This window comes from Streptomyces dysideae, assembly GCF_001514305.1.
Lineage (GTDB): Bacteria > Actinomycetota > Actinomycetes > Streptomycetales > Streptomycetaceae > Streptomyces > Streptomyces dysideae.
Map to the genome: position 1 here is coordinate 63,044 of NZ_KQ949096.1, position 12,336 is coordinate 75,379.

At 68.2% G+C, this 12,336-nt stretch carries 16 protein-coding genes and 3 pseudogenes; 11 read left to right on the top strand and 8 right to left on the bottom strand.

Features of this window, described 5'->3' with window-relative positions:
- Window positions 1–31: 31 nt before the first annotated feature.
- The 3 genes and pseudogenes from AQJ91_RS50195 to AQJ91_RS29655 all read left to right on the top strand — a co-directional run.
- A pseudogene (locus tag AQJ91_RS50195) lies at window positions 32–530 on the top strand (ISAzo13-like element transposase-related protein); the annotation flags it as partial.
- A gap of 28 nt (window positions 531–558) precedes the next feature.
- Window positions 559–1,095, top strand: coding sequence for an ISAzo13-like element transposase-related protein (locus AQJ91_RS58420; protein WP_067027624.1), 537 nt, complete (start codon window positions 559–561; stop codon window positions 1,093–1,095).
- 47 nt (window positions 1,096–1,142) lie between these two features.
- Window positions 1,143–2,288 (top strand): transposase, encoded by a 1,146-nt coding sequence (locus AQJ91_RS29655; RefSeq protein ID WP_067027627.1) that lies wholly within the window; start codon window positions 1,143–1,145, stop codon window positions 2,286–2,288.
- A gap of 288 nt (window positions 2,289–2,576) precedes the next feature.
- Here the strand turns inward: AQJ91_RS29655 and AQJ91_RS29660 are convergent, their stop codons facing one another.
- The 4 genes from AQJ91_RS29660 to AQJ91_RS56140 form a co-directional block, all read right to left on the bottom strand.
- Window positions 2,577–3,434, bottom strand: a complete 858-nt coding sequence (locus tag AQJ91_RS29660; RefSeq protein ID WP_067027629.1) for a helix-turn-helix domain-containing protein — start codon at window positions 3,432–3,434, stop codon at window positions 2,577–2,579.
- Between the two features lie 1,064 nt (window positions 3,435–4,498).
- Window positions 4,499–4,756, bottom strand: coding sequence for a WhiB family transcriptional regulator (locus tag AQJ91_RS29665; RefSeq protein WP_067027631.1), 258 nt, complete (start codon window positions 4,754–4,756; stop codon window positions 4,499–4,501).
- Window positions 4,757–4,803: 47 nt separating this feature from the next.
- On the bottom strand, window positions 4,804–5,325 hold the full coding sequence (locus tag AQJ91_RS57480; RefSeq protein ID WP_079085262.1) for an SsgA family sporulation/cell division regulator: 522 nt from the start codon (window positions 5,323–5,325) through the stop codon (window positions 4,804–4,806).
- A gap of 255 nt (window positions 5,326–5,580) precedes the next feature.
- Entirely contained in the window at window positions 5,581–5,787 is a 207-nt protein-coding gene (locus tag AQJ91_RS56140) for a hypothetical protein (RefSeq protein ID WP_067027635.1), read from the bottom strand.
- 211 nt (window positions 5,788–5,998) lie between these two features.
- Between AQJ91_RS56140 and AQJ91_RS56145 the strand changes: the two genes are divergently transcribed.
- The 3 genes from AQJ91_RS56145 (at window position 5,999) to AQJ91_RS56150 (ending at window position 8,073) form a co-directional block, all read left to right on the top strand.
- The gene (locus AQJ91_RS56145; RefSeq protein WP_067027637.1) at window positions 5,999–6,268 is read left to right on the top strand and encodes a response regulator transcription factor; all 270 of its coding nucleotides are present in this window, start codon (window positions 5,999–6,001) and stop codon (window positions 6,266–6,268) included.
- Between the two features lie 168 nt (window positions 6,269–6,436).
- Entirely contained in the window at window positions 6,437–7,495 is a 1,059-nt protein-coding gene (locus AQJ91_RS29685) for a helix-turn-helix domain-containing protein (protein WP_067027639.1), read from the top strand.
- A 341-nt stretch (window positions 7,496–7,836) separates the two neighbouring features.
- On the top strand, window positions 7,837–8,073 hold the full coding sequence (locus AQJ91_RS56150) for a hypothetical protein (protein WP_067027641.1): 237 nt from the start codon (window positions 7,837–7,839) through the stop codon (window positions 8,071–8,073).
- Window positions 8,074–8,094: 21 nt separating this feature from the next.
- On the opposite strand, the gene AQJ91_RS53880 is transcribed toward AQJ91_RS56150, so the two are convergent.
- From AQJ91_RS53880 to AQJ91_RS29700, 3 genes are all read right to left on the bottom strand, one after another.
- The gene (locus AQJ91_RS53880) at window positions 8,095–8,250 is read right to left on the bottom strand and encodes a hypothetical protein (protein WP_159054683.1); all 156 of its coding nucleotides are present in this window, start codon (window positions 8,248–8,250) and stop codon (window positions 8,095–8,097) included.
- Window positions 8,251–8,284: 34 nt separating this feature from the next.
- Window positions 8,285–9,001: a GPR1/FUN34/YaaH family transporter gene (locus AQJ91_RS29695; protein ID WP_067027644.1), complete on the bottom strand. Its 717-nt coding sequence runs from the start codon at window positions 8,999–9,001 to the stop codon at window positions 8,285–8,287.
- A 625-nt stretch (window positions 9,002–9,626) separates the two neighbouring features.
- Entirely contained in the window at window positions 9,627–10,202 is a 576-nt protein-coding gene (locus AQJ91_RS29700; RefSeq protein ID WP_067027646.1) for a Dps family protein, read from the bottom strand.
- A 237-nt stretch (window positions 10,203–10,439) separates the two neighbouring features.
- Between AQJ91_RS29700 and AQJ91_RS56155 the strand changes: the two genes are divergently transcribed.
- The 5 genes and pseudogenes from AQJ91_RS56155 (at window position 10,440) to AQJ91_RS56165 (ending at window position 11,897) form a co-directional block, all read left to right on the top strand.
- Window positions 10,440–10,622 (top strand): hypothetical protein, encoded by a 183-nt coding sequence (locus AQJ91_RS56155; protein WP_234383049.1) that lies wholly within the window; start codon window positions 10,440–10,442, stop codon window positions 10,620–10,622.
- Window positions 10,579–11,256 (top strand): FAD-dependent oxidoreductase, encoded by a 678-nt coding sequence (locus AQJ91_RS29710; RefSeq protein ID WP_234383054.1) that lies wholly within the window; start codon window positions 10,579–10,581, stop codon window positions 11,254–11,256. Before AQJ91_RS56155 ends, AQJ91_RS29710 begins: the two co-directional genes overlap by 44 nt.
- Window positions 11,208–11,330, top strand: a pseudogene (locus tag AQJ91_RS58425) (low temperature requirement protein A); the annotation flags it as partial. The gene AQJ91_RS29710 and the pseudogene AQJ91_RS58425, both read left to right, overlap by 49 nt.
- A 34-nt stretch (window positions 11,331–11,364) precedes the next feature.
- Window positions 11,365–11,604 carry a low temperature requirement protein A gene (locus AQJ91_RS56160; RefSeq protein WP_067027652.1) on the top strand — a complete coding sequence of 80 codons (240 nt, stop codon included), beginning with the start codon at window positions 11,365–11,367 and terminating at the stop codon, window positions 11,602–11,604.
- A 65-nt stretch (window positions 11,605–11,669) separates the two neighbouring features.
- Window positions 11,670–11,897 carry a hypothetical protein gene (locus tag AQJ91_RS56165; RefSeq protein ID WP_234383055.1) on the top strand — a complete coding sequence of 76 codons (228 nt, stop codon included), beginning with the start codon at window positions 11,670–11,672 and terminating at the stop codon, window positions 11,895–11,897.
- A gap of 133 nt (window positions 11,898–12,030) precedes the next feature.
- Here AQJ91_RS56165 and AQJ91_RS58430 read toward each other — a convergent pair.
- Window positions 12,031–12,252, bottom strand: a pseudogene (locus AQJ91_RS58430) (alpha/beta fold hydrolase); the annotation flags it as partial.
- Window positions 12,253–12,336 lie beyond the last annotated feature (84 nt).

Here is a 12,336-nt window from a genome sequence, read left to right on the forward strand (position 1 = left end):
TGCTTCCGGGACTTGGGTTCGTTGATGTGGTATGGGGCGTTTTGATGGGTTGATCGGTCCGTTGCGGGCGAAGCTGGAAGCGGTGACGCCGCATCTGGACGAGCGTCAGCGCCGGTTGCTGTACGCAGCTGAGGCGCGTACAGCTCGGTCATGGCGGGATCGCCGCCGTGGCGCGGGCTGCCGGCGTCTCGAAGGGCCGCGTCGGCCGGGGACTGGCCGAGCTGGAGGCGGGGGACGAACCCGACGGCCGGGTACGCCGGCCCGGCGGCGGTCGCCCGCCCGCAGCCGAGAAGGACCCGGGACTGCGCGCCGCGCTGCTGGCCCTGGTCGAGGACAGCACGCAAGGCGATCCGATAGGGCCGCTGGTGTGGACGACCAAGTCGCTGCGGCGCCTGGCAGGCGAACTCGCTGCCCAGGGCAGGGCGGTGGGGCGCGACACCGTCGCCGCACTCCTGAAGGAAGCCGGGTTCAGCTTGCGCGGCAACGCCAAGGTCCTGGCAGGCAGCAGCCACCCGGAGCGCGACGCCCAGTCAACACCGGCTGTTCTCCTTCATCTCCATGAACTGGCGGGCCCGCCCGCTGACCAGCATCGAGGTGGCCCTGAACCTGATCGCCTCCACCACCACCGCGACCGGGCTGCGCGTGACCGCACAACTGGACGAGGACAGCTACCCCACCGGCATCGAGATCGACGCCCAGCACGCCGCCGCGCTGAAGGTCAACCCCGATGACTTCCACGGCGAGTGGAACTACACCATCCCGCCGCAGCCCGGCGTCCCGGCGGTGCCGCTGCAGCCACCCGGACGCCGTTCCCACCCTCGCGCAGCCCACACCTTCGACGCTTCCCTGGCCACCCACCCCGTGCTGACCGGCCTCACCATCATCTGGGCCGCCGTCCTGGACCAGCGATGCCTGCCCGCCTCGTTGATCGCCCACCTCTTCCGCATCGGCGAGAACCAGATGCGCGCCCTCATCCAGCAGGCGCGGCCCCTGCTCCAGCGGCACGGCCACCACAGCGAGCCGCTTCCGGTCCGCCTCATCGACCCCTGCGAACTCGCCAGATACGTCATGAACGCGACATCGGCGACGAGTTGACACGACACGCACCACTAATTCATCGACGGACCCAAGGAGAGCAACCGGTGGGCGACTTGTACCGATTCATCCACGCGGAGAAGGCCAACTACCCCATCACCCTGCTGTGCCGGGCGATGAAAGTCGCCCGCTCCTCCTACTACGCCTGGCGTGACGGCGAAGCCGCCCGCCGGGTCCGCCAGATGGCCGCCGACGCGCTCGCGCACGAGATCACCGTGCTGCACATCGCCTCCCGCAAAACCTACGGCGTCCCGCGGATCCACGCCGAACTGCGGCGTCTGGGGCGGCGGGTGAACCGCAAGCGCATCGCCCGAGTGATGCGGGAACGCGACATCCGCGGTGTCACCCGCCGCAAGCGGCGCTCGCTGACACGCGCGGACAAGAGGGCCCGGCCGGCCCCGGACCTGATCGGCCGCGACTACAAGATCCATCTCAGTGAGAGCTGTGACGACCCTGGGGCGTCGAAGCGCCCGCACTTGATCACCCACGTTGTCACGACCGACGCCACGGTCAACGACGCGATGGTCGTCGAGGAGGTCCACGACCGACTCACCAGCAAGGGTCTCTTACCAGGGGAGCATCTCCTGGACGCTGGCTACACCTCGGCCGAGCTGCTGCTCACCGCGCCGACCACCCGTGGCGTCTGCGTCGTCGGCCCAGTCTGGTCCAACAACACCCGGCAGTCGGCATCGGGCGGAGGCTTCGGCAAGTCCGCCTTCACCATCAACTGGCAGGCCAAGCACGCACTTTGCCCGACCGGCGCCACCAGCAGGTATTGGACGGAGGGAGTGGACAACAACGGCCGGGACGCGATCCGCATCCGCTTCGCGACCGCCACCTGCGCGCCCTGCCCGGTGCGCGATCAGTGCACCAGATCAACCCAGTACGGGCGGCAGCTGACTGTCCGGCCCCAGGAACAGGACGCGGTGTTGGAACGCGTCCGAGCGGAGCAGTCCACCGACGAGTGGAAGGACCGCTACGCGGCCCGCGCCGGCGTGGAAGGCACCATCCACCAGGCCGTCGCGACCGCCGGCGCCCGCCGGACCCGCTACATCGGCCTGGCCAAGACGCGGCTCGCGCACATTCTCACAGCAACCGCCATCAACTTGATCCGCCTCGACGCCTGGTGGAACGAAACCCCCCTCGCACGCACGCGTATCTCCCGACTGGCAGCCCTTGACCTCGCAGCGTGAGGTCAATTGGGCAACAGGGTCATCGAGACCTTCTACAACCGCCGCCGCCTGCGCAAGCACAAGGTCTTCGGCTACCTCACCCCAGCCGAGACCAGGCAGCGGCATCAGCACGCCCTCGCGGCGTAGACATTGAGTGTCCAAGATCACGGGGAAACTTCACGCACAAGCCTCACCCACGAAATAAACACACCGCCCAGTACAGCTGAGCAACACCAGGCCACAACCAAGATCAATAAGCAAACGCGTCAGCTACGCCGTACCACACAGCAACCGGATTGCGGCGCGGGTTCAGCCCGTCGCGTCGGCGTCGTGAGCCCTCGCCTGCCATGTGCTCGGGGACATGCCGTAGGCCGCCCGGAAGGCCCGGGTGAACTGGGTGGGGTGGGAGAAGCCCCAGCGCTGTGCGACCACCGACACGCCCGGACCGGATCGCCCGCCACGGCCGAGTTCCTCACGGCACTTCTCCAGGCGGCACCGTTGGATCAAACGGGCCACGGTCAGTTCTTCGTCCTGGAAGAGCTTGTGCAGATAGCGCACGGAGATGTGGTGGGCGCGGGCGATCGATTCCGGCGTCAGGTCCGGGTCGGCGAGGTTCTCCGTGATGAAGGACTTGATCCGTCCGGGCAGGGCCAAAGGGGCGTCGCTCTCGGCGCCGCCGTCCTGGTGGTGTGTGAGCCGCTCGGCGAACAGGCTGGCAAGGAGATCCATTGCCTTGCCCGCAAGCCGCTCGCCGACCTCGGGCACCCAGTGGGCTCCCTCGGCGGCGAGTTCGGAAAGGAAGCACGAAACCAGCGCGCCCAGCCCCTGGTCGCCACGGACGGTCTCACGCGTCAGGCATCGCAGTTCGGGGCTGCTCAGTCCCAGGGCATGACGCGGCACGACGAAGCAGACGACGTGCCCTTCGGAGCGCACGTCGAACGGACGCACCGCCTCGAAGATCACGAAGTCTCCTGCCCTGAGGGTGACCTCGCCATCGCCTCGGCTGATCGTCCCCGACCCCCGGTACTGCAGGGCGACCACGAGTTCCGCCGCGCCGCGCCCGATGTCACACGAGCCTCCGGCGGGCCGGCCGTCGGAGCCGTCCACGGTGAAGAGCTCCATGTATCCGATATGCCTGGAGGCGCCATCGGCAGGAATGCTGATCATGGATTTCGTGATTCCGTCTTCCCGTATCGGACGCCGCAGGTCTTATGACGCACGCCATCCCTTTCTTGTCATTGTCAGTGTGATACGTGATGACGCAGGCGCGAAAAAGGGGTGGTCCACCATGTGAGCTGTCTCCGGGAGTCATCCAGTGGTGAGCGCACGCCACTCGCGGCGGCATTCCTCGAGCCTGCGGCGCAGGATTCACCGGCCCGTTGTGGTGCCCTGGCTCTGGAAGAGCCTGCGCCCAGGACCGGATCTGCAGAAACAGCACCCGCTGGGCGACATCTGCCCAGTCCCGCGTCACCGCGCAAGTGCGTCCCGGCGAGGCGGTGAAGATCGCGGTCCGGCACCGGCAGCGCCCGCCTGGGCAGCATGAACGTCGGCCACTGCGGGAAGCTGAGGGCATGGCGGAAATACGCCTGCATCAACGCGTCGGCGAAGAGGCGCGGTCGCGGACCGGTACTGACTCCGTGGACACGTGGACGGTCATGCTGACTCCGTCGGACTTACAGCAGCGCGGTGATCGCGCGGAGCGACCGTTCACCGGATGCGGCGGTGTGCCGGTCGCCTCCCGTACGGGAAAAGTAAGCCATCTGGTCGGCGATTTTCCGGTCACCCGAACGCCGGGCACACGACAGTCGTCCTCTTTCTCAGCCGGCGGTGAAGGACGTTCTTTCCCAGGCTCCCGCACTCAATGAATTGCCGTTTCTCATACCGGAATTGACCCACGGCTTCCAGCACAGGGTGGGAGGAGCTACGGTGCGCGAGACGATCCGCCCTTGGCCATCCCGACAGGGGCCCCACATCGGCTGGACTCCGCCCAGACGATCACAGTGATGGGGAGAAGCACGACGAACCCGGCCGTGGCGTAGATCCAGAATGAGCCCGCCGCTGTCCGGCCGCTTCCGGCAGGGACGTGCGGTGGCCGCGCGCCAGCGCGACCGTGGTGAGGAGGCCGTGGATGACCCTCTCGGCGGGGCGGGTCGGCCGCCCCGCCGAGAGGGTCCGCTTGTTGCGGCCGGGGCTTCGAACGCCGTCGCGGGGCTGCGAACGGCGTTGCGGAGTCAGCTGCGCGCTTGTCGAGATCGGTTGCGGGCGGCGCGGCGCTTCATCGCACGACGTTCCTCCTCGCTCAAGCCACCCCACACGCCGGCGTCCTGGCCGGAATCGAGCGCCCACTGCCCACACTTCTCCAGCACGGGGCAGATACGGCACAGAGCCTTGGCTTCCTCGATCTGCAGCAGCGCCGGACCGGAGTTGCCAATGGGAAAGAACAACTCAGGGTCCTCCTCACGGCATGCTGCCTTGAAACGCCAGTCCATGACGATCCTTTCTGTGACAAGCAACGGGGTGGCGGGAGACGGGCCGGTCAGCCGAGGTCCTGGACGAGGCGACACGCGAGTTGGTCGAGGTCGAGGTGGCGGTGTTCCGTACCAAGGGGCACGGCTCGGCACGTCCGCTTGAGGAAAGCGGCGATCATCCGGGCCGGGGCCTCCAGCACGGCGTACACATGGTGAGCTTTCAGAGTGATCTGTACGGTGTCCACGCCGTTGTGGCGGGAGGGGCTGATCTCCACATCGCCGGCACCGACCGGCTCGAGCAGCCCGCCGATGAGCAGCGTGCGGGCGAAGACCCAGTCCAGCGTGTCGTCGTCCACGCGGAAGGTGATGCGCACGGCGTAAGGGTCGGTGCTCCTGTAGCAGAGGTCTCCGGAAAACAGCACAACCCTGTCGTCCGGGACAACGAGTCTCCACGACACAGGTTCGGAGCTGATCACCACCGGTCCCCGTGGTGTGTCCGTCCCCTGTCCCGAATCCGGAATCAGCTTGCGCCGGTTCTCTGGCTGGTGGCCCACCGCCTGATCGCGCGGGCCAGTCGGATTCTGGCTCATCGGTGTCCTCTCCTGTTCGAGCGGCCTCTGGTTACGAGGAATGCGGCCCCTGCTCGTGTGGAATGTCGGGTGTCTGCCCGGAATTGCGGCCGAATCTAGAATGATTAGTTCCGCTTGTGTTGGCGGAGAGTGCACTTGCTCTTGTCCTACACCGACTGGCTGACGCGTGCTGCGCGCGCCCGCGGAGGGAAAGGCGGCGCGCTCAGTCACTCGAGCCCCGGCAGCGAGACCAGGGCGCCGACGGTCATCAGCGCCTCACCTGCTCGCGGTGTCCTCGGCGATCTCACCGGTCTGCCGGTCGCGCACCCTCAGCTCGGCGGACGCTTCCTCGGTCAGTCGTCCCTGGCCCGCCATGCCGGTCGTCGACGAGCGCAGCGTCGTACCGATCGAGGCCACAGACGAGGACCGACTCGCTCTGCTCGCCCCGATCGGATGCGGCGTCCAGGCGTCGCCGTCCAGCATCAGCCGGTCACTCCTGGGGACGCCGGCTTCGGCGCCGAGCCGCGCCGGTGTGTGGAGGCCGTCGACGAGCTCACCCTCGCCCAGGTGGGCACGGCAGCCACCACTCCTGCGTCTGGGTCCAGCTCATTCCGGGCCCGGGCGGCTCAGGGCGCCGCACCCAGCTGGTCGAGCGTGCGCAGGGCGTCGCCCAAGCTGGGTGCGGGCCTGGGGGATGCCGCGGATCCTGCGCAGCCACACCGGCCCCCGGACCGAGGCGCGGCCGTCGGTGCTCACCGCTCAGGAGCTGCAGATCGCCGGCCTGGCGTCCCGGGGCCTGTCCAACAAACAGATCGGTGAGCGGCTGAATCTCTCGCACCGCACGGTCAGCACCCACCTGTACAAGATCTTTCCCAAGCTCGGCATCGCCTCGCGCACCGAACTCCGTGCGGCGCTGGACGCTGGGGGACCCCCTTCCGACGGCGCCGGAAGGGACATTTCCTAACAGCCCCGGAGAATGTTAAGTTATCTGACAGCCGTAAGATGACCGGATAATCGCAGAGCCACGGTAGGCATCCCGCCGCGCAGCGCGGGTACCGGCCGGCGAACCGCCGCGTCCGGTGAACGGTCCGCCGCGCTACTGCCGCGCCGCAGCAAGCCCGTCGGAGTCAGCATGGTCGTCCACGTGTCCACCGATTCTGTACCGGTCCGCGACCGTGCCGCCTTCTTCGCCGACGCGCTGGCGCAGGCATACCTCCGCAATGCCATCACCATTCCGGAAGGGCCGAGGCCGTTCTCGGCATCCCTCACCAGCGACCGGCTCGGCCCGCTCCAGGTGTCCAATCTGCTCGCCGAGCCGTACCAGGTCAGCCGCACTCGGAGAATGATCTCGCACGATCCTGACGAATACGTCTTCATCGGCCTGCAACGCAGGGGAGCGTCCGCGTTCTTGCAGGACGGCCGGGAAGCCATCTCCCTGCGGCCGGGTGATTTCACCCTTTTCGCCACCAGCATTCCTGTTACGGCGCAGTACGGCGAATCCCTGGAGATCGCGACGTTCGTGCTGCCGAGGCGCGCTCTGGCGGTGCCGGATTCCGATCTGTACCGCATCACCGGATCGGTCGTCCGGGGTGACGAGGGACTGGGTAGGCTGATGTCGTCCTTCCTGTCACGGATTGTCGACACTGCGGACTCGTACACTCCCGAAGCCGGCGAGGAGGTCGCACGCAACGCGACCGCCCTCTTCGCCACACTCACGGCCGAACGGCTTGGGCGCGACGGGTTCGACGTCGACGCAGCCCAGCGCGTGCTGCATCTGCGGGTCCGGTCCTTCATCAACCGGAATCTGGCCGATCCCGACCTGTCGGCCGCGTCGATCGCCCGGGCGCACCATGTCTCCGCTCGCTACATACAAAGGCTCTTCCAGAGCCAGGGCACGACAGTGGGCCGGTGGATCCTGCGGCGCAGGCTCGAGGAGTGCCGCCGTGAGCTGGAGCGAATAAGCCCCCGCGTGCCCGCTGTGGGCGAGGTCGCACGACGCTGGGGGTTCACCAGTCCGGCCCGCTTCAGCCACGCCTTCAAGGCGGCCTACGGGATGTCGCCCAGCGAGTGGCGGGCCGCCACCGGCTTCCCGACCGAAAAAGCATATGGCACGATAAGATTCGATATCGGCACGGATCGTGCCGTTTTGTTCGAAGGTGGCGACCGTCGCGCCCCACGCGTCGGGCAGTAGTCCGTGCACCCGCAGTCGGCGGCCCCGCGTACATCCCGGATTGCATGACATCGCACAGCGAACCCGTACTCCCCGCCCGGCGCTCGCCGGTAAGACCCGGATCCTCCCGACGGCAACCGCGAACTGTCCACCGCTCGCAAGGTCATCGGCTGGCGGCGATCCCAGGGCTGGATCACCTGTGGCCCAACCCTCGGCATCGAGCGCCGCCCAGCCCCGCCGGACCGAACCAAGGCCCTGGCCGAGAACCAGATCGCCGCCCTGTGGCGGCTCGACGCCGCCGTACGGGAGAAGACGTTCTGGAAGCTCCTCTACGAGTCCGCCGCGCGGGCGGACGAGGTGCTGTGCCTGAACGTGGAGGACCTGCTACCGCGGACAAGCGCGGCCGGGTCGGCGCCAAGGACGGCGCCACCGAGTGGATCCACTGGCAGTCCGGCCTGCTGCGCATGACCACGCCGGCCAAGCTCACCGACGCCGGCGTCGACCTCGAGGCCGCCCCCGCCGTCCTCGCAGCGGCCCGCATGGCGGTTGCGGACGGCGTCCTCGGCTACGCGCTGCTGATCAGCGAAAAGCCCCGCTAGACAGCCTGATCAAAAGCCTGGTCACCGGTCTGGTGGGCGCGCCGTCTGTGTGTCGTAGTCGCGGAGAACCTGCCTGAGGTCGTCCAGCGCCTCCTCGGGGATGTCCGGCAGAGCGGACTCGGCCACGTACCGGGCGGCAGCCACCAGCGCCGCGAACTCGTAGGCGTGAGCGTTCACTCGAAGGATGCCCGGCCTCAGTCTGCTCGACGACTCACAGCGTCCGTCGCACGCCCGCTTGACGTTCGAGGTTGCGCAGTTGCACAGCCAGATCCCCTTCCACGGCGTCGTGCGCCGGGCCCCGACGTCCTACGGGCAGAACCTCCTCGCCCCTCATGTCCTCCAGCATGAGAGCGAACGCGGCATACACGGCCACAGCCGCGAGGAGCAGTCCGAAAGCTCCGGAAACATAGCCAAGCCACGCGGCACCGGTGAAGTTGAAGAGCGAGGCCACTGCGAAGCGCGGCACAGCCACACACAGCACGAACCACATCGCACGCTTGCGGTTCGCGACGGTCGCCATCAGCAGGGCGAAGACGGCGAACACAAGATTGAGCACGCCGAGCACCTCGGTGCCCGCCGGCGGATTGATGGCCAGCACCAGGGAACTCGCCAGCCAGGTTCCGGAGAAGCAGGCCATGAGCGTCGCCGCGAGCACGTCCCTCGCCCCGAACGCCAGGATGCTGACGATCAGTTGCAGGATGAAGGCCGGAAGGATCGTCAGGGCTACCGCCCGATGAGCATCGCCGCCCAGAAAGCCCAGTTGCAGGCTTCCGACCATGACGGAGGCGATCGCCACCGCGAAGAAACCGACCGGCATGGGGGAGGCGATGGGGTGGAGGTTGATGCGGGTCATCGGCCGCAGGTCCGGTTCGAAGTGTCTACCTGTCGGCTCGGCCCGCTCCCCAGGCGGTTGGGCTCTGCTGCTCATGGTGAACTCTCCTGTAAGAGGCCGCGCGGATAGGCGGGGCGGGTGAAGGTGGGGGCACCTCCCAGCGGTAGCTGGGGGAGGGGCGAGGGCCGAGTCCGGCAAGGCGGAGGAGGAAGGCGACGCGGTGGGGGTACTCCCCTGGCTTCGCCGGGGGGACCCCCACCCGTGCCCGAAGGGCTACGGGGGAGTCGTCGACCGACGACAACGCCGCCGGGCGAGAGCCATCGGCACGCGACGCCGCCCCGCCTATCCGCGCGGCCTCCAAGCCGTGTTTACAAAGGAGCGGGGGCTGATCATCGAGACAGCCGGCATGCGACACTCGGGGCATCGCCAGTGTCTGCCCCACCAAGGGCATGCCGTTCCAGCACGTGGTCGAGTCCTCTCTGTGTGACGTGGAAGTTGCTGATCGCCAGTGCCCGCCACCTGCACCGCACGCATACTCTCGAGACGTGCTTCGCTCGGCGGCACTGCAAACTGCCTGCGTGGCGCGGTCGCGGAGGGGCTGGCGCCCCGTTCCCACCAAGGAGCCCGCGCCGTGCTGACCGCGGACCCGCGCCGCGTAACGGCGCGACGCGGCGTTGCTCGCGCTGAGCCGCCGCCGCGAGCGTCGGCGGCTCATACCTGTTCAGGCACGGACCAGGGGCGTGTCGACCAGATGCTCGGCCAGGAACCACGCCTGCAGTTCGCCGGTCCGGATCACCTGTGAGACAAGCAGGTCATTGGTGCCGTCGTCACCCAACTCCCCGGTGCGGGACGCCGCGTCATGGGCGTCGGCGAGAATCGTCTCGTGTGCCGCCAGCAACCGCGAGAGCATGGCGGGCACTTCCTCCACGCCGTCCGGAGGCCGCGGGATCGACGTGATCTCGGCGACGTGCCGGGGGTCACCCACCGCGACACCGCCCAGGGTCTGGACCCGCTCGGCGAGGGTGTCGACGAGCGCGAGCTGTTCCCCGGCGTGCTTGTCCAGCACGAGGTGCAGTTGGTAGAAGGTCGCACCGCGCACCAGCCAATGGTGCTTCTTGTAGAGGCTGTAGAGGATCTGGGTGTCCACCAGGACCTTGTTGAGGCGCTGGCAGGAGTACATACGCGCCTCGTAGGAGAGGCCGAGCGGGAACTGCTTGACGGTCCCGAACTCCTGGATGATCTCGCCATTCTGATGCAGCCACGGCTGGCTGCTCACGTGCTGGGTACTGATGGTCATGATCCGCCTCCTGGGGGTGTGGCTCTGTTTGCAGGAGTGACGCTAGATGTCGGCACGGCGGCACCGTTGTCCAGGAGCGCACGCGGTGGTGCTTGGCAGCGCACTGAGCGAGGGGTCCGCGCCTGGTGTTCGTTCTCGGGCAAGTCCCCGTGCGCTGGCGGGCGCGTCCCTGTGCCTCGCCCTCTCTGACTTCGCGCTGACGGCATCAGCCGACGAGCGGCGAGGAGAGGCATGAGGGTGAGTGAGCAGGCCGATGCGGTCGTGCTGGGGCTGGGGTCCGGCGGCGAGTACGTCTCGGACTGTCTGGCGGAGGCCGGGCTGGATGTGGTGGGGATCGAGGCGGAGCTCGTCGGAGGCGAGTGCCCGTACTGGGGGTGTGCCCAGCAAGATGATGATCCGGGCCGCGAACCTGCTCGCTGAGGCAGGCCGCGTGCCGTTCCCCGCCGGTGAGGTGGAGGTGACGCCGGACTGGGGCCGAGTTGCCGGACGTATCCGGAGCGAGGCCACCGACGACTGGAACGACCAGGTGGCCGCCGACCGGCTCGCGGCGAAGGGCGTCCGGCTCGTGCGCGGAACGGGACGACTCACCGGGCCACGGCAGGTGACGGTCGGCGGACGCACATTCCAGGCCCGGCAGGGTGCGGTCCTGGCCACCGGCACCCGGCCGCGGATTCCCCCGGTCCCGGGCCTGGCCTCGATGCCGTACTGGACCAACCGGGACGCGATGGCGACCCAAGAGCCGCCGGCCTCGATGATCGTGCTCGGGGGAGGGGCCATCGGCGTGGAACTCGCCCAGGTCTTCGCCCGCTTCCGGTGCACGGTCACCGTGGTGGAGGGGCAGGACCGGCTGCTGTCGCAAGAAGAGCCGGAAGTCGAGCAGCTGGCCGAAAAGGTTCTTCGGGAGGACGGCGTCACCATTCTCGCCTCGGCCCGGGCCCGGCAGGTCGATCATGACGGCACCGGCTTCATCGTCCAGCTCGAGGGCGAGGAGGCGACTGGGGCGGGATGCTTTTGCTTCCGGGCTGGGTACAACTGCCGGCCATCATCGTGTTGATCGTTGCCGAGGTTTCCGTCCCGGTGTGGGCGCAGTCCGCCGGGACGACCCCGTGGCATCCGCACCACATCGCCGAGCGGTACGAACTGTTCACCCTCATCGTGCTCGGTGAGTCCGTCGCAGCCGCCGCGGCGGTTCGACCGGCGCCACGACGCCGGCGCGCTGTACATGCTGGCAACGGGTGGGCTGCTCATGGTCTTCGCCATGTGGTGGCTGTACTTCGCCAGACCGGCGCACACGCTGCTCGCCACGACGCACCAGGCCCATCGCAAGAGGTTCACCTGGGCGTACGGCCACTGTCTGATCTTCGCCTCCGCAGCCGCCGCGGGCGCCGACCTGGCGGCGTAGCCGAGCTGGTCACGCGGCGCACCGATGTGCCCTCGGCGGCAGCGGGTGCTGCGGTCACCCTGTCGGTGGCGATCTTCCTGATCACTGTGTGGGTCGTACACATTCGGCCGCACCAGCAGAGCGGGGTCGAACAGTTTGCGTATCCCGCTGTCGCGATCGCTGTCCTGGCGGCCGCTCACTCCCCGGCGCCGGCCCTGATCGCCGGTCTGCTGGCGGCTCTGGTCGTCGTGGTCACGGTGGCCGACCGGACCGGGCAAGAGCGCACTGAGGTGAAAAACAGCTGCGCGGACTAACGAATTTCGTCCGCGCAGCTGGTCTACCCCCCCGATGTCGCTTACTTAATGCACGAGCCCTTGACCTGCGGCGATGTCGTCACTGACAGGCTCTGGAAGGCCGCAGGGTCACTGGCATTGGGTCTACCCCTGGTCAGCTCGTCGCCCGTACCGCGTCGCGGATCAGGTCGGCTACCTCCTTGGGCTGGGAGACGGCGACCGCGTGCGAGGCGCCCTCGATCTCGACGATGGTCGCCCCGGCGCGCTTGGCGCCGAACCGCTCGACCTCCGGGTTGATCGCCTCATCCGCTCCGGCCACCAGCGCCCAGGACGGCTTGGTCTTCCACGCGGCCGCGGCGGCCAGCGGCCGCTGGGCCACGAGCGAAGCCGAGAGCTGGGGGAGGGGTGGGCGGCGCGATCACCGGGATGCCACGGCTCTGCAGTTCCGTGATGACCCGGA